A 16,223-nucleotide genomic window follows, 5' to 3' on the forward strand; every position below is an offset into this window, starting at 1 on the left:
CCACTTTTTTTTCGCCCGTGATTTATCCTGTCAGCACATTTTCATTGCGGTCATTGCCCCGGCAGCGACCACAGAATTTCCGGAGTTTCCCATGCAACGCATCGATCATCTTCTGCCCTGGAACCACCTGGGCAGCGAACGTTCCCTGAGCGTGTTCCGTTACGGCGCCGGCCCGCGCAAGGTTTACATCCAGGCCAGCCTGCACGCCGATGAACTACCGGGCATGCGCACCGCATGGGAACTGAAAAAACGCCTGGCCGAGCTGGAGGGCAACGGCCAGTTGCGAGGTGTGATCGAACTGGTGCCGGTGGCCAACCCGATCGGTCTCGATCAGCACCTGCAAGGCAGCCACATGGGGCGTTTCGAGCTGGGCAGCGGCAAGAACTTCAACCGCTCCTTCGTTGAACTCAGCGCGCCGGTGGCCGAGCGGATCGGCGATCAGTTGGGCAGCGATGCCGAAGCCAACATCACGCTGATCCGCCAGACCATGGGTCAGGTACTCGACGAACTGCCGGCCCCGGCATCGCAACTGGAAGCGCTGCACCGACTGTTGCTGCGCCACGCCTGCGACGCCGACATCACCCTCGACCTGCATTGCGATTTCGACGCGGCGATTCATATTTACGCCTTGCCGCAACACTGGCCGCAGTGGCAATCCCTGGCCGCTCGACTGAAAGCTGGCGTGGCGCTGTTGTGTGAAGATTCCGGTGGCAACTCGTTCGATGAGTCCTGCTCCACACCGTGGCTGCGCCTCGCACGTATGTTCCCGGGCGCGGCGATTCCACCGGCCAACCTCGCCACCACCCTGGAACTGGGCAGTATGGGCGACACCCGCGTCGATCAGGCTCAGGCCAATTGCGAGGCGATCCTCGGCTTCTTGGCCGAGCAGGGCTTCATCAGCGGCGAATGGCCGAAAGCGCCGGACGAATGCTGCGAAGGCATGCCGTTCGAAGGAACCGAGTATCTGTTCGCCCCGCACCATGGCGTGGTGAGTTTCCTGCGCAATGCCGGGGAATGGGTCGAGCGCGGCGATGCGCTGTTTGAAGTGGTCGATCCGCTGAACGACCGCGTGACCACCGTGCGCGCCGGCACCAGCGGCTTGTTGTTCGCCATCGATCGCGGGCGCTACACCCAGCCGGGCATCTGGCAGGCGAAAGTGGCGGGGCGCGAGCCGATTCGGGTGGGCAAGCTGAGCAACGACTGATATCCCGTCCTCCCGATCACAGTGTTAGGCTCTGCCCCGAACCCTGCACTGTGTGAAGGAAGGCTTATGTTGAAGGTGTTTGCGCTGTTGACGCTGCTGGCGTCCACGGCCGTCCAGGCTCAGACCTCGCTGCAAAACGATCTGCCGCTCAACTACCTGGCCCAGGTGCACCCGGACGCCGAACAGCGTCCGCTGGTGATTTTCCTGCATGGCTATGGCAGCAACGAAGCAGACTTGATCGGTATGAAATTTCAACTGCCCCAGCAGTACAACTACCTGTCGGTGCAGGCACCGATGGCGTTGGGAGAAGGGCGTTTCCAGTGGTTTCGCAAGAAAGGCGAAGGCGCCTACAACGGCGAGACCGATGATCTGAAGGCCAGCAGCCAGAAACTGCGGGCCTTTATCGCCGCTGCGGCGCAGAAATATCACGCCCAACCGGAGAAGGTGTACCTGATCGGTTTCAGCCAGGGCGCGATGATGACCTATGAGGTCGGGCTGCGGCAGCCAGCGGCGGTGGGTGGTATTGCGGCGTTGAGCGGGCGATTGTTGCCGGTGCTCAAGAGCGAGCTGAAGTCAGAGCAACAGCATCCGCCGCTGGACATCTTCATCGGCCACGGCACGGCGGATGACCGTGTGCCTTACAGCGGTGCCACCGAGGCCGATGCGTTGTTGCAGAAGCTGTCGTACAAACCGCAATTTCATGCCTATCCCGGCGTCGGCCACAGCATCAGTGCGGCCGAGCTTCGGGATTTGAACGACTGGTTGCAGCAACTCAATCCCTGAGAATCACTTTTCCTTGAGGATGGTCTTCACCAGCGCTTCGTGACCGCTCTTGTCGCTGGCCCGGGAAATCACCTGGACCAGCGCCATACGCGTGCCGGAACCGGCCAGCAACGTGGTGTTGAGGGTCTGGCCGCCGCCCTGGGTGGCGGTGCTGTCGACTTGGCGCAGGCCCAAGCCGTTGCCTTTCTGGGTCAGGCTCTTTTCGCTGAGCTTGTTGAAGTCCGGCAGGGCCTTGCGCTGGGCGTCGATGAAGTCGGACACCGTGCCGTCGAGGAACGCACTGTCGTTGTCCTTGACGTTGTTGCCTTCGGGAATCTGGTTTTCGGCGGCGATGACCACGGTCTTTGTCGTCTGGTTGGTGTACATCGTGCCTTTGGCACCGGTCGGGCCGGCGGGCAGAGGGTCGGCGACAAAGCCCTTGGGAAGGACAAAACTGAATTTGCCGTCGAGCATCGAGACCTTCTCGGTGACAGCCTTCTCTTTGGCCTTGGCCGCTTGAGCATTGATGGCGCCGAAACCGGCCACCGCCGCCAACAACAGGACGGCGGCTTTCTTGCAAAGCAATGACATTCGAATCTCCGAGGGATGGGTCGCGCTTGGGCGGCGATCATCCCATGGAGGGTGCCTGGCACTCCAGCGCGGTTTGTCCGGTCGGGTTCAGTTCGGCGATGGCGCCGGCGCCGGTTTGGCCAACAGCTGCCGAGTGACGCCGAGCATCGCCACCGAAACGGCCACCGCCACCACGAAACCGCCGAAGCCCAGGTTCGGAACGGTCAGCGCCAACACCAGACAAAACGCCGAAAACGAATACATCCCCGTCGCCGTCGCGCGTAACAACGCGGCGGTAAACGCTGGGCCACGGGTCTGTTGGGAAAACACCGCCATCACGCTGCCGAGCACCGGAAACACGGCGAGCAAACCGCTCCAGCGTTCGCCGACGGTGCTGGCCAGCATGGTTACCACCAGCGTCAGCGCCGCGCCGGCAATCATCCGCCAGACCAGTTTGTCCGATTTCGGCGCCGGACCCCTGACCACCGGTTGCACCTTGGGAAACAGGTACGGCGCGGAAAGTAGGGCGGTCGCAGCAGCGGCGACCGAGAAGGGTAACGACGCCGGAGTCAGCGACAGAATCAGCGCCAGCACGGCCCAGACCGATAAAGAAACTATCAATGCCAGCGGCCAGTTCGCCCGCTGCGCCACCTGCGCATAAGTGACACAAAACGCGATCATCGCAAACATGGCCGACAGCGCCGCGACCGCCGATTGCGCGGCAAACGCCGGCCCTTGCTCGATGGCGAGGAAAAACAGAATCGGCCCGACCACCACCGGCAATCCCGACAGCCACCCGGCGACGCTGGGGCCCCAGCGCTTGCCCGCGAGGGAAATCAGCAGCAGGAAACCGGGAATCAGCAGCAGTTTGAGGATCAGCACGCAGGTGTCTCCGTCGGGTCAATGAGGGCCACGTTAGCATTGTCATTAGCGGATTGCTGCACATGCATGCAATAAATGTATACAAAATCATGGGTGTGATTGCCGACTATGCTCTGGGTATCAGGGTTTACCGGAGTCGATGCCGCGATGAGCAGTACACCGAAGGTGTTGCGTGGATGCTGCGGGATAGGCTTGTGGGCGTTGTTGCTGACCCCCACCTGGGCCAGTTGGCAAGACGTGGTGCCCGGTGCGCAAATCATTGGCACCGGCGATTTCAGCATTTTCGGTTTCGACGTTTACAACGCCCGGTTGTGGAGCGCCGCGCGTCCATTGGCCGATGGTCAGCCCTTCGCCCTGGAGCTGATCTACCGGCGCAGCGTGTCCCGCGAAGATTTGGTCAAAGCCAGCGTCGACGAGATCAAACGCCTGGCAGGCTCCTCCATCAGTTCTGCGCAACTGGCGGTGTGGCAGGCCCAGATGCAGCAATCGTTCGTCGACGTGCAGGCCGGCACGCGGATCACCGGGGTGTATCTGCCGGGGCAGGGCGCGCGGTTCTTTGTTGGCCAACAGTTGCAGCACGAAATCAACGACCCGTTGTTCGCCCAGGCTTTTTTCAACATCTGGCTGGATCCACGCACACGCAATCCCGAACTGCGCCGGCAATTGCTGGGTACTGCCCAACCCTGAACGCAGCACATCGGCGCTTGGGCCTGCCGACTGAAACGTCTAAGCTGCGCCTTTCGACTTGTTTCTGGATGTGTTTGTGAAGTTCAGCTTGCCCAAAATCGCCACGGCGCCGTTCTGCCCGCCGGAAGTGGCCGGAAGTGTCCCGGTCGATCCCAACGCCTCGTTCTTCAAACGCGTGCTGCGCTTTGCCGGCCCCGGTTTGCTGGTGTCGATCGGCTACATGGATCCGGGCAACTGGGCCACCGCCATCGAGGCCGGTTCGCGTTTCGGTTACAGCTTGCTGTTCGTGGTGTTGCTGGCGAGTCTGGCGGGCATGGTTGTGCAATGCCTGTGCTCGCGGCTGGGCATCGCCACCGGGCGCGATCTGGCGCAGCTTTCCCGCGAACGCTACAGCACTCCGACGGCGCGGCTGCAATGGGTGCTGGCGGAAATCTCGATCATCGCCACTGACCTTGCGGAAGTACTCGGCTGTGCGCTGGCATTTCACCTGTTGCTCGGCTGTTCGCTGACGTTCGGCATCGCCCTGACCGCATTCGATACGTTGCTGGTGTTGGCCCTGCAAAACCGCGGTTTCCGCCGGCTGGAAGCGATCATGCTGGTGCTGGTGGGCACTATCGGCGCGTGTTTCTTCGTTGAATTGCTGTTGATCAAACCGTACTGGCCGGACGTCGCCCAAGGCTTCAAACCCTCACTGTCGGCGATCAGCGATGCCGCGCCGTTGTACTTGGCCATCGGCATCCTTGGCGCCACGGTGATGCCGCACAACCTGTACCTGCACACCTCGATCGTGCAGACACGGCTGATCGGCAAGGATCTGGCCAGCAAGCAGGACGCGGTAAAACTGGCGCGTATCGACACCATCGGTTCGCTGGCGCTGGCGTTGTTGGTCAACGCGGCGATCCTGATTCTCGCGGCGGCCGCCTTTCATCAGTCCGGACACACCGACGTGGTCGACATCCAGGACGCCTATCACTTGCTCGATCCGCTGGTGGGCGGCGCGCTGGCCAGTGTGCTGTTCGGCGTGGCGCTGTTGGCATCGGGACAGAGTTCGACCTTCACCGGCACCATCGCCGGGCAAGTGATCATGGAAGGCTATCTGAACCTGCGGATCCCTTGCTGGCAGCGACGTCTGATCACCCGTGGGCTGGCGCTGATCCCAGCGTTCATTGGCGTGTGGCTGATGGGCGACGGCGCGGTGGGCAAGTTGCTGGTGTTGAGCCAAGTGGTGCTGAGCCTGCAATTGCCGTTTGCGCTGTATCCGCTGATTCGCATGACCAACGACAAACGGCTGATGGGGCCGTTTGTGAATCGGTTGCCAACCAAGGTTCTCGCGTGGGGATTGTTTGTGGTGATCAGCGGCGCGAATGCGTGGCTGATTCTGCAGCTAGCGGCCTAGCGGCCAAACGCTTCGACTACAAAATCAATGAACACCCGGGTCTTGGCCGGCAGCAAGGTACGGCTCGGGTAGTACAGCGAAATCGCGCCGGCATCGCATTGCCAGTCGGGCAACAGCCGCACCAGTTCACCGCGTTCGATCTGCGCGCTGACATCCGGCAGCACCAGCATCGTCACGCCCAAGCCCAGCAGCGCAGCCTTGCGCATGGCCATCGGATCATTCAGCACGATGTTCGGGTTGAGCAGGGCGCTGGCCTGTTCGCCGGCCTCGTTGTGCATCTGCCATTGGCGCAGGCGCCCGGTGCGCAGGCCGCGCATGACGATGCCGTGGTGATCGGCGAGATCGGCCGGATGCCGCGGCAGTGTGCGGCCCGCCAGATACGCCGGCGACGCCACCGCCAGCACTTCGGCGGACGACAATGGCCGGGCGACCACGCCGGGCGTCAGTTCGAAGCCGCCACCAATCGCCACGTCGTAGCCCTCGGCGATCAAGTCCACTTGGCGGTTCTCGAAATGCCATTCCGGGCGAATCAGCGGATAACGCGCCAGAAACTCCGGCAGCAGCGGCAGCATGTGATCGATGCCGAACGTCGGCGGCAGGCTGATCTTGAGCACACCCGCCGGTTCGCCGCGCTCGGTCGCCACCGTCGCGATCGCTGCCTGCAAGGCATCGAGGTTGCCCCCGATACTTGCCAGAAAACCTTCACCGGCCTCAGTCAGCGACAGCTTGCGGGTCGAGCGCTGAAACAGCCGCACGCCGAGGTTGCGCTCAAGGATCGCCACGTTGCGACTGACCGCCGCCGGAGTCAGCGCCAGTAACCGAGCGGCGGCGGAGAAGCTGCCGGTCTCGGCGCTGCGAACGAAGGATTCGAGATTGGCGAGGGTTTCCATGGATTTCGACCTGATAGTGATACTTGAAGATCATTCAAGGCATTACCGGCTAATCAAGTGGGAATGGCAAGCGCAAGATTCGTTTCGAGTCTTACCCCACTTTGAGGAGAACACCATGAGCACTATCGGAATCATCGGCGCTGGCGCCATCGGTTCAGCGTTTGCCAAAGCCTTGTCGCGTCAGGGCATCCCGTTGGTCATCGCCAACAGTCGCGGGCCGGAGACCCTGGCTGAACTGGTCGCAGAACTCGGCCCGACTGCCCGTGCCGTTAGTCGTGAAGAAGCCGCCGCCCAGGACATCGTGCTGGTCGCGGTGAACTGGTCGAAACTGCCGACGGCACTGGCCGGGCTGCCGGACTTCGGCGGGCGGATCGTCATCGACGCCAACAACTCGATTGAAGCGCCATCGTTCAAACCGGTGGATTTGCAGGGGCGGCCGTCCAGCGAAGTGTTCGCCGAATGGGTACCGGGTGCGCGGGTGGTCAAGGCGTTCAACCACTTGCTGGCGCGTTTGCTGGAAGCGGATCCGGCGTCGGAGGGTGGCAAGCGCGTGTTGTTCCTGTCCGGGGATGATGCACAGGCCAAGGCGGAAGTGGGTGCGCTGATCGATCAGCTCGGCTTCTTCGGTATCGATCTGGGTGAGTTGAGCGTGGGTGCACGACTGGCGCAGTTCCCGGGCGGGCCGTTGCCGGTGCTGAATCTGGTGAAGTTCGCCTGACGTCCGGGCAAAAAAATACCCGGTGCGACGTGAGTCGTACCGGGTTTGTTGCCAACGGGCAGTGGATGTCGTGGATCCGCCGCCCGCTGTTGAACCTCTTTTGCGTTTAAGTGCGTTCCAGCGCCAGGGCCACGCCTTGACCGCCGCCGATGCACAGGGTCGCCAGACCCTTTTTCGCATCACGCTTGATCATTTCGTGCAGCAGGGTCACCAGCACACGGCAGCCCGATGCACCGATCGGGTGACCGAGGGCGATGGCGCCGCCATTGACGTTGACCTTGTCCAGATCCCATTGCAGATCCTTGGCCACTGCCAGCGATTGCGCGGCGAAGGCTTCGTTGGCTTCGATCAGGTCGAGCTGGCCAATGCTCCAGCCGGCCTTGTCCAGGCAGCGGCGAGTGGCGGACACCGGGCCGATGCCCATGATCGCCGGGTCAACGCCGGCGTTGGCGTAGGCGGTGATTTTCGCCAGCACCGGCAGGCCCAGGGCCTTGGCTTTTTCGGCGCTCATCAGGATCACGGCAGCCGCGCCGTCGTTCAGCGACGAAGCGTTGCCGGCCGTGACGCTGCCGTCCTTCTTGAAGGCCGGACGCAGTTTGGCCAGGGATTCGGCGGTGGTGTCGCCGCGTGGCTGCTCGTCAATCTTGAACGCCACCGGATCGCCTTTGCGCTGCGGGATCAGGATCGGGGTGATTTCATCGACAAAACGACCGGCCTCGATGGCTGCGGCGGCTTTCTGTTGCGAAGCGGCGGCGAAGGCGTCTTGCTGTTCGCGGCTGATCTCGTATTTCTCGACCAGATTCTCGGCGGTGATGCCCATGTGGTAATCGTTGAACGCATCCCACAGGCCGTCGCTGATCATGGTGTCGACGATTTGCGCGTGACCCATGCGCAGACCGGTGCGCGCGCCCGGCATCACATAATTGGCCAGACTCATGTTTTCCTGGCCTCCGGCGATGATCACGTCCGCGTCGCCGCAACGGATCGCCTGGGCGCCGAGGTGCAGGGCCTTGAGGCCCGAGCCGCAGACCTTGTTCAGGGTCATGGCCGGTACGGCGTGGGGCAGGCCGGCCTTGATCGCCGACTGGCGCGCCGGGTTCTGGCCGGCACCGGCGGTCAGCACCTGGCCCATGATCACTTCATCGACCTGAGCACCGTCCAGGCCGGTCTGCTCAAGCAACCGGCGGATGACCGCTGCGCCCAGATCCACGGCGGAGACAGTGGCCAGCGAACCCTGGAAACTGCCGATCGCGGTACGCGTGGCGGCAACAATGACGACGTCTTGCATTTTCGAATTCCTCACTCGGCAGCGAACTGCATTTCTGGTACGTGATCCGGGACGATCAGCTTACCAGCGGTTTTGGCGACGATTTCCTCGACGCTGACGCCAGGTGCGCGTTCCTTGAGGACAAAAGCGCCATTTTCGATTTCCAGGTAGGCGAGGTCGGTCAGCACGCGCTTGATGCAACCGGCGCCGGTCAGCGGCAGGCTGCACTGGCTCAGCAACTTGGACTCACCGTCCTTGGACGCGTGGGTCATGATAACGATGATGTTGTCGGCGCCGGCCACCAGGTCCATCGCGCCGCCCATGCCCTTGACCAGTTTGCCGGGGATCATCCACGAGGCGATGTTGCCTCGCACGTCCACTTCGAAGGCGCCCAGCACGGTCAGGTCGACGTGGCCGCCGCGGATCATTGCGAAGGATTCGGCCGAGGAAAAGATCGAAGCGCCGATCCGTGCGGTCACGGTCTGTTTGCCGGCGTTGATCATGTCGGCGTCGATGGTGTCTTCAGTCGGGAAAGGGCCCATGCCGAGCAGGCCGTTTTCCGATTGCAGCATGACTTCCATGCCTTCGGGGATGTAGTTGGCGACCAGGGTCGGAATGCCGATGCCGAGGTTGACGTAGTAGCCGTCCTGCATTTCGCGGGCGACGCGTTGAGCCATTTGTTCGCGGGAAAGTGCCATGTTCTTGTTCTCCGTCAGCCTGGATTATTTGCGGATGGTGCGTTGTTCGATGCGTTTTTCGAACGTGCCGCAAATGACCCGGTCGACGTAGATGCCGGGCGTGTGGATGTGTGCCGGATCCAGCTCGCCGGGTTCGACGATTTCTTCGACTTCGACCACGGTGATCTTGCCGGCGGTGGCGGCCAGCGGGTTGAAGTTCTGCGCGGTGTGGCGGTAGATGACGTTGCCGAAGTGGTCGGCTTTCCAGCCTTTGACGATGGCGAAGTCGCCGGTGATGGATTCTTCCATCAGGTACTTGCGACCGTGGAATTCACGCACTTCCTTGCCTTCGGCGACCGGGGTGCCGACGCCAGTGGCGGTGAAGAACGCCGGAATGCCGGCACCGCCTGCGCGCATTTTCTCGGCGAGGGTGCCTTGCGGGGTCAGGACGACTTCGATGTCGCCTTTGAGCAGTTGCTCTTCGAACAGTTTGTTTTCGCCGACGTAGGAGGCGACCACCTTGCTGATCTGGCGGTCGGTCAGCAGCACGCCGAGGCCGAAGCCATCGACGCCGCAGTTGTTGGAGACGACGGTGAGGTCGCGGGTGCCCTTGCGCTTGATCTCGGCGATCAGGTTTTCCGGAATGCCGCACAGGCCGAAGCCGCCGGCGATCACGGTCATGCCGTCTTCAAGACCTGCCATGGCTTCCTCGTAGGAATACACGCGCTTGTCGAAACCTGCCATATGCACCTCTTTTATTGTTTGTCGGGCGGCTGGCTAGCCGAGTGACTGGAGTGTCGCGCTGGAGGATATATTTGTTAAGTTGATTTTTAAGGTTGATTGATTGATAAAGCTCATTAAATGTCCGCCTTGGTCGGCGGACGGATGTTCAGCTTAGTCCGTCGAGTAACACAACCATGACCATCAAGCAGATCCGCGCCTTTCTCGCCGTGGCCCAGAGCCTGAGCTTCGCCGTGGCCTGCGAGCGTCTGCACCTGTCGCAGTCGGCACTGAGCCTGACCATCAAGGCGCTGGAAGAAGGCCTGGGCGGGCGCCTGTTCAGTCGCAACACGCGCAACGTGGCGCTGACCCCGGAAGGCGAATCGCTGCTGCCGCTGGCCCGGCGCCTGATCGCCGATTGGGACAACGCCGAAGACGAAATGCGCCAGCGCTTCAGCCTGCAGCGTGGGCGGGTGACGTTGGCGGCGATGCCGTCGTTTGCCGGCAACCTGCTGCCGCCGATCCTCAAGACCTTCCGCGCGCGTTATCCGAACGTCAATGTCACGGTCAACGACGTGATCAACGAGCAAGTGCTGGAAATGGTCCGTGACCGCCAGGTCGAACTCGGCGTGGCCTTCGAGCCGATGCAGAACACCTCGCTGACGTTCACGCCGCTTTACCGTGATCGTTTCGTCGCCGTGGTGCCGCAGGATTCGCCGCTGGCTGATCGCAGTGACATTGATTGGCAGACCTTGCTGCAGGAGCCGTTCATCACCCTGCAACGACCGTCCACGGTGCGTGTGATGCTGGAAGAACACTTGCAGGCTCGAGGGATGAAACTGCCGGTGGAATTTGAAAGCCATCAACTGGCGACGGTCGGGCGGATGGTGGCGAGCGGGCTGGGCGTCAGTGCGGTGCCGGCCTTGTGTGCCGGGCAGATGCGCGAACTGGGCGCGCATTGCCTGACCTTGCACGAACCGGTGGTGGAGCGTGCGATTGGCGTGCTGACGGATCCGGGGAATGAATTGTCGGCGGCGGCGCAGGCGCTTTTTGACATTCTCAAGGCTGAACACTGACTTTGGGAGGTCGCTAAGTCAGACGTTCTGTCAGTAGCGGCAGCAACTGTTCGCACGACGCTTCAATCTTCAAATCCAGCAACTCATCCGCCCGCGTCTTCCCCAGGTTGATCGCAATCAGCGGCTTGCCCCGATCCGCAATCACCCGGCACAGGCGAAACGCCGAATACGCCATCAGCGACGAACCGACCACCAGCATCCCGGCGGCATTTTCCGCCAGCGCCATGGCCCGCGCCGCCGTCGGCTGTGCCACGTTCTCCCCAAAAAACACCACGTCCGGTTTCATCCGCTCGCCTGCGCAATGCGGGCAATGCGGCACCTGAAAGCGCGCCTCGAAAGCCGGGTCGAGCAGGGTGTCGCCGTCCGGTGCCTGCACGGCATCGACGCCCGCCAGATACGGGTTCTGCGTTTCCATCAATTGCTGAATCGAATCCCGCTCGCTTCGCTGCCCGCAATCCAGGCACAACACCCGGTGCAGGCTGCCGTGCAGTTCGATGACATCGTGGCTGCCGGCCTGATCGTGCAGGGTGTCGACATTCTGGGTAATCAGGCCGCCGATCCGGCCGTGGCTTTGCAGACTGGCCAGCGCCTCATGGGCAGCGTTCGGTCGCGCCTGACGTACACGCGGCCAGCCGAGCATGGCCCGGGCCCAATAGCGCCGACGCGACTCCGGGGCGGCGAGGAATTCCTGGTACATCATTGGCTGCCGGCCACGGCGCACACCGTCGCTGTCGCGGTAATCCGGAATGCCCGACGGCGTACTGATGCCGGCGCCGGTCAGCACAATAAAGTCGCCATCGGCCATGATTTGTTGCAGAGAGTCGAGCGGTTCGGGGAGGGGACGGTCGAGCATGATCAGCGCTCCGCAGGCGGTAAGTGCCTTGCAGGTTAGCACCGACAGACGCCTCTTTTCAGAGGCGTCCGCTGCCCGGCGGTTACTTGCGTGCCTCCAGGATCAGGTTGAACGGCGTCTGCGTCGCCCGTCGGAAGTGTTTGAAGCCCGCTTCGGTAAATACCTTGCGCAGGCGCAACTCGCCGGCCTGCGCACCGAGGCCGAGGCCCACTTCCTGGGACAGCGAATTTGGTGTGCAGATGAACGTTGACGCTGCATAAAACAAGCGCCCGACCGGTGTGATGTTTTCGTCCAGGGTGTCGTTGGCAAACGGCTCGACCAGCAGCACCGTGCCGTCGTCTTTCAGGGATTCAAAGGCGTGTTTGGCAGCGCCGACCGGATCGCCCATGTCGTGCAGGCAGTCGAAATAGCAGATCAGGTCATAGTCATCGCCGGGGTAGCTTTTCGCCGTGCCCTGGAAGAACCGCGCGCGACTGCTGACGCCGCCTTCTTCGGCCCGTTGGGTGGCGACGGTGATCGAAGGCGCGTGATAGTCGTAGCCGACGAATCGCGAGTTGGGATAGGCCTGGGCCATGATTACCGTGGATGCACCGTGACCGCAGCCGATGTCAGCGACCTTGGCGCCTTCTTCGAGTTTGGCCACCACGCCGTCCAGCGCCGGCAGCCACTCGGCGATCAAATGCCCCTTGTAACCGGGACGAAAGAAGCGCTCGGTACCGGTGAACATGCACGGATGGTGATCGCCCCAGGGCAGGGCGCCGTTGCCGCGCATGGCTTTGACCAGTTTGTCCTTGTCATGGAAAAACGACGCCACCACGCCAAGCCCGCCGGCCACGTACACCGGCGAGTCTTCCTTGGCCAGGGCCAGCGCCTGTTCTTCCGGCAGACGGAATTTGCCGTCGAGGTGTTCCATGTAGCCGGACGCCGCATGGGCGCTCAGCCATTCGCGCACCAGTCGCGGGTTGCAGGTGGTTTTTGCAGCGAGGGATTCAGGGCTGATCGGCTGACTGTCGGCCATTGCCCGATAGAGGCCGAGTTCTTCGCCGACAATGACATTGGCCAGCATCGCCGCGCCGCCCATGTCGTTGACCAGTTTGCCCATGAATTCGTTGAGTCTGGCCTCGTCCATTTCATGTGCTCCATTGACAGGATCACAGTCCGGTGGCGTTGGGGGTCGAGGCATTCACCACCGGGCGGTGGTCGTGGAAACGGGCAGGGCGACACTGCTGTCCTGCGTCCCCCTCGACTGGGTACTGATTGAGTCTAGCCGCTGTTGGCACCGGTGGGAGCGGGCTGCGTGGATTTCGAGGCTTGTATCGTTGTGTATCGCGACGGTGCGTGGATACACAGACCGACCATTGCAGCGTTGGCCGGACACAGCGCCGATACAAACCTGCGTTGAACTGAGCCGCCCAGCCTGCCAACGAGGTGATTTCCATGAGCGCTCCCATTCAGCTGTCCGTCGAACGGCTGCACGTCAACCAGTACACCAACGGCCTGATCGGCCCAGGCCAGACGATGCGCGGCCCGCTGGCCGACGGCGGCACGCTGGTCACGGGGACGCCGCCGGGGTGCTGGGGGCCGATGATCACGCCGTCATTCGAGGGCGGCCACGAAGTGACGCAACCGGTGTACATCGAAGGTGCCGAGGTCGGCGATGCGGTGGCGATCAAGATCAAACGCATGCAGGTCACGTCCCACTCCACGTCGTCAGGAGTGATGAGTTTTGTTGAAGGGCGATATCACGGCGATCCGTTCGTCGCCAAATACTGCAGCCAGTGCGGCACCGAACACCCGGCGAGCCATGTGGAGGGGATCGGCGAGGAGGCGATTCGCTGCAACCATTGCGGCGTCGAAGTCAGTGCGTTTCGCTTCAGCCACGGTTACGTGATCGTGTTCGACGCCGAGCATCAGGTCAGCCTGACGGTCAATCAGGAGGTGGCGGATCGACTGGCCGGCAAGGCGTCGCAAATGTCCGCATTGCCGGAAATGGCGGCGCAGCACTCGATTCTGTCCCTGGCCCGCGCCGACATGCCCGGTGTGGCGGCGCACATGCGGCCGTTTCTCGGCAACATCGGCACCACGCCGTCGCGGGATCTGCCGGACTCGCACAACTGCGCCGATTTCGGCCAGTACCTGATCGGCGCCCCGCACCGCTTCGGCATGACCCGCGAAGAACTGCACGCGGCCAAGACCGACGGCCACATGGACACCAACTCGATCCGCGAGGGTTGCGTGCTGATCTGTCCGGTCAAGGTGCCGGGCGCCGGGGTGTACATGGGCGACATGCACGCGCAACAGGGCAACGGCGAAATCGCCGGCCACGCTACCGATTGCTCGGGGGAAACCGAGGTGCAGGTGCACGTGGTCAAGGGCTTGAGCCTGGAAGGGCCGATCCTGCTGCAGAACCTCGACGATCTGCCACCGATGGCCCGGCCCATGAGCGCCGAGCAGTTGCGCCATGTCCGCGAGCTCGGCGCCCGTTGGGGTCAGCACGACATTCAGGCCACCGGGCCGATCACCTTCATCGGCAGCGGTGAAAACCTCAACGTTGCGGTGGAAAACGGCCTGCATCGGGCCGCCGCCGTCACCGGCCTGCCATACGATGAAGTGCTCAACCGCGCGACCATCAACGGTTCGATCGACATCAGCCGTTTGCCTGGCACGGTGCGGGTAACGTTCCTGTGCCCGATGGACGTGCTCGATCGCCTCGGCATTGGCGACCTGGTCCGCGAGAAGTACGACCTCGCGTAACTCGCCGCTCACCAAGACGGCAGCGGGTCTGTATCCCACTGTGTACAGACCCGCCGCCGATACAAAACCCGCCACTTCCCGCGCATTGCCCACACAGCCGCGATACACCCTGCGGTTTAACTGAGCCTGTCAGTCGCCACGCCCGGCGACTCCTCAGCAGAGATCTTGCCCATGCAGATTCCCCACCCCACCTTGCAGGCCAGCGTCGGGCTTGGCCTGCGTCGCGGCTTGATGAAAGACCTGCAAGCCGCGCGCACCGGCGATTTCGACTTTCTCGAAGTGGCGCCGGAAAACTGGATCGGCGTCGGCGGTGCCCATGGCGCCGCGTTGCGCGAGCTGGCCGAGCGCTATCCGTTGTCCTGTCACGGGTTATCGTTGTCGCTCGGTGGTTCGGCGCCGCTGGACGTCGATTTTCTCCGGGAAGTGCGGACCTTTCTCGATCATCACAAAGTGCCGCTGTATAGCGAACACCTGAGCTATTGCAGCGACGACGGTCATCTCTATGACCTGCTGCCGTTGCCGTTCACCGAAGAGGCGGTGCACCACGTCGCCGCACGGATCCGTCAGGCCCAGGACATTCTCGGCCGGCGCCTGGCGGTGGAAAACGTTTCCTACTACGCCGCGCCCCGGCAGGACATGGACGAAGTGACCTTCACCAACGCCGTGCTGCGCGAGGCCGATTGCGACCTGTTGCTGGACGTCAACAACGTCTACGTCAACTCGATCAACCACGGTTTCGACCCGCAGACTTTCCTGGCCGCCATCGAGCCGGGCCGGGTAGTCGGGATGCACGTGGCTGGGCACTTTGACGAGTCCGACACGCTGAAGATCGACACCCATGGCGCCTCGGTCAAACCGGTGGTCTGGTCGTTGCTGGCCGACGCTTATGCCCGATTCGGCGCGCAGCCGACGTTGCTGGAGCGGGATTTCAATTTCCCGGCGTTTTCTGAATTGGTGGCCGAACTGCAAACCATTCGCCGTCTGCAAATCGAAGGAGGCCCGCGTGGATAATCTTTTGCGGCAACAACAGGCGTTGACCCGCTACCTGCGCGATCCAGAGCATGAAGCGCCGCCGGCCGACATGAACGCGGCGCGGGTCAATGTCTATCGCGATCTGGTGTTCAACAACGTCTCGCAACTGCTGGGCAGCACGTTTCCGGTACTGATCCGGATCATCGGCCAGGAACGCTGGCGCACATTGATTCGTGGCTTCCTGCGGGACTACCGCGCGCAGACGCCAAAATTCGGCGAGATCGCCGAGGAGTTTGTCGGTTACCTCGCCTCGGATCCGGCCGTGTTGAGCGAGGGTGACTGGCCGGCGTTCCTGGTGGAGCTGGCGCATTACGAATGGGTGGAAATGGTGTTGCAGCAGTCCGATGCCGAACCCTTGCCGGCGAGTGATCCGGCGCAATTGCTGGAGCGGCCACTGCAGGTTTCGGCGTTGGCCTGGCCGGTGGCGTACACCTGGCCGGTGCAAATCCTCAGCCCTGACCATCAACCGTCTACACCACCGGCCCAGCCAACGTTGTTGCTGGTAAGGCGTGCGGTAGATTTCAGTGTGAAGTTTTCCGAGCTGAGCCCATTGGCCTGGCGGTTGTTGCAGCGCATTGGCGAGTTCCCTGCGCTGAACGGTCGTGAACAACTGGAAGGGCTGGCGATGGAGGCGGGTTTGCCGGTAACGGCATCGTTCATGGACAGTGGTTTGGCGTTGTTGCAGCAACTGTATGAGGACGGGGTAATCGGCATCAACTGATCTCACAAACACGA

Annotated in this window: 17 protein-coding genes; 9 read left to right on the top strand and 8 right to left on the bottom strand. The window is 62.4% G+C overall.

What is annotated here, in order from left to right; translation table 11 throughout:
- Positions 1-91 precede the first annotated feature (91 nt).
- Both PDR5_RS10985 and PDR5_RS10990 read left to right on the top strand, forming a co-directional pair.
- Positions 92-1,204, top strand: a complete 1,113-nt coding sequence (locus PDR5_RS10985; RefSeq protein ID WP_064595301.1) for a succinylglutamate desuccinylase/aspartoacylase family protein — start codon at positions 92-94, stop codon at positions 1,202-1,204.
- 66 nt (positions 1,205-1,270) lie between these two features.
- Positions 1,271-1,987, top strand: coding sequence for an alpha/beta hydrolase (locus tag PDR5_RS10990; RefSeq protein WP_064595303.1), 717 nt, complete (start codon positions 1,271-1,273; stop codon positions 1,985-1,987).
- A 3-nt stretch (positions 1,988-1,990) separates the two neighbouring features.
- Here the strand turns inward: PDR5_RS10990 and PDR5_RS10995 are convergent, their stop codons facing one another.
- A complete protein-coding gene (locus PDR5_RS10995; RefSeq protein ID WP_064595309.1) occupies positions 1,991-2,557 on the bottom strand; it encodes a hypothetical protein in 567 nt (188 codons plus the stop codon).
- Between the two features lie 87 nt (positions 2,558-2,644).
- Positions 2,645-3,418: a hypothetical protein gene (locus tag PDR5_RS11000; protein ID WP_064595311.1), complete on the bottom strand. Its 774-nt coding sequence runs from the start codon at positions 3,416-3,418 to the stop codon at positions 2,645-2,647.
- A 147-nt stretch (positions 3,419-3,565) separates the two neighbouring features.
- Between PDR5_RS11000 and PDR5_RS11005 the strand changes: the two genes are divergently transcribed.
- Both PDR5_RS11005 and PDR5_RS11010 read left to right on the top strand, forming a co-directional pair.
- Positions 3,566-4,105 carry a chalcone isomerase family protein gene (locus PDR5_RS11005; protein WP_064595315.1) on the top strand — a complete coding sequence of 180 codons (540 nt, stop codon included), beginning with the start codon at positions 3,566-3,568 and terminating at the stop codon, positions 4,103-4,105.
- Positions 4,106-4,181: 76 nt separating this feature from the next.
- Entirely contained in the window at positions 4,182-5,501 is a 1,320-nt protein-coding gene (locus tag PDR5_RS11010) for an Nramp family divalent metal transporter (RefSeq protein WP_064595317.1), read from the top strand.
- Here PDR5_RS11010 and PDR5_RS11015 read toward each other — a convergent pair.
- A complete protein-coding gene (locus PDR5_RS11015) occupies positions 5,498-6,391 on the bottom strand; it encodes a LysR family transcriptional regulator (protein ID WP_064595319.1) in 894 nt (297 codons plus the stop codon). The two genes, PDR5_RS11010 and PDR5_RS11015, sit on opposite strands and share 4 nt — an antisense overlap.
- A 115-nt stretch (positions 6,392-6,506) precedes the next feature.
- On the opposite strand from PDR5_RS11015, the gene PDR5_RS11020 reads away from it, so the two are divergent.
- On the top strand, positions 6,507-7,109 hold the full coding sequence (locus PDR5_RS11020; RefSeq protein WP_064595321.1) for an NADPH-dependent F420 reductase: 603 nt from the start codon (positions 6,507-6,509) through the stop codon (positions 7,107-7,109).
- A 106-nt stretch (positions 7,110-7,215) separates the two neighbouring features.
- On the opposite strand, the gene PDR5_RS11025 is transcribed toward PDR5_RS11020, so the two are convergent.
- From PDR5_RS11025 to PDR5_RS11035, 3 genes are read right to left on the bottom strand one after another with little or no spacing between them, the layout of a single operon-like run.
- The gene (locus PDR5_RS11025; protein ID WP_064595323.1) at positions 7,216-8,397 is read right to left on the bottom strand and encodes an acetyl-CoA C-acetyltransferase; all 1,182 of its coding nucleotides are present in this window, start codon (positions 8,395-8,397) and stop codon (positions 7,216-7,218) included.
- Positions 8,398-8,408: 11 nt separating this feature from the next.
- Positions 8,409-9,074, bottom strand: coding sequence for a CoA transferase subunit B (locus tag PDR5_RS11030; RefSeq protein WP_064595324.1), 666 nt, complete (start codon positions 9,072-9,074; stop codon positions 8,409-8,411).
- Positions 9,075-9,098: 24 nt separating this feature from the next.
- Entirely contained in the window at positions 9,099-9,797 is a 699-nt protein-coding gene (locus tag PDR5_RS11035; RefSeq protein WP_007956274.1) for a CoA transferase subunit A, read from the bottom strand.
- 173 nt (positions 9,798-9,970) lie between these two features.
- Here PDR5_RS11035 and PDR5_RS11040 point away from each other — a divergent pair, with 173 nt between their 5' ends.
- Positions 9,971-10,849, top strand: a complete 879-nt coding sequence (locus PDR5_RS11040) for a LysR family transcriptional regulator (protein ID WP_039767829.1) — start codon at positions 9,971-9,973, stop codon at positions 10,847-10,849.
- Positions 10,850-10,862: 13 nt separating this feature from the next.
- Here PDR5_RS11040 and PDR5_RS11045 read toward each other — a convergent pair whose 3' ends face one another.
- Positions 10,863-11,702 (bottom strand): NAD-dependent protein deacetylase, encoded by an 840-nt coding sequence (locus PDR5_RS11045; RefSeq protein WP_064595326.1) that lies wholly within the window; start codon positions 11,700-11,702, stop codon positions 10,863-10,865.
- A gap of 82 nt (positions 11,703-11,784) precedes the next feature.
- Positions 11,785-12,831 (bottom strand): class I SAM-dependent methyltransferase, encoded by a 1,047-nt coding sequence (locus tag PDR5_RS11050; RefSeq protein WP_064595328.1) that lies wholly within the window; start codon positions 12,829-12,831, stop codon positions 11,785-11,787.
- Between the two features lie 308 nt (positions 12,832-13,139).
- Between PDR5_RS11050 and PDR5_RS11055 the strand changes: the two genes are divergently transcribed.
- From PDR5_RS11055 to PDR5_RS11065, 3 genes are all read left to right on the top strand, one after another.
- Positions 13,140-14,456, top strand: a complete 1,317-nt coding sequence (locus PDR5_RS11055) for an acetamidase/formamidase family protein (protein WP_156669321.1) — start codon at positions 13,140-13,142, stop codon at positions 14,454-14,456.
- Between the two features lie 171 nt (positions 14,457-14,627).
- Positions 14,628-15,467, top strand: a complete 840-nt coding sequence (locus PDR5_RS11060) for an HvfB family MNIO-type RiPP peptide maturase (protein ID WP_064595331.1) — start codon at positions 14,628-14,630, stop codon at positions 15,465-15,467.
- Positions 15,460-16,209, top strand: coding sequence for an HvfC family RiPP maturation protein (locus PDR5_RS11065; protein ID WP_064595333.1), 750 nt, complete (start codon positions 15,460-15,462; stop codon positions 16,207-16,209). Before PDR5_RS11060 ends, PDR5_RS11065 begins: the two co-directional genes overlap by 8 nt.
- Positions 16,210-16,223: the final 14 nt, after the last annotated feature.

It is taken from the genome of Pseudomonas sp. DR 5-09, from assembly GCF_001655595.1.
In the GTDB taxonomy this organism is placed as follows: Bacteria; Pseudomonadota; Gammaproteobacteria; order Pseudomonadales; family Pseudomonadaceae; genus Aquipseudomonas; species Aquipseudomonas pharyngis.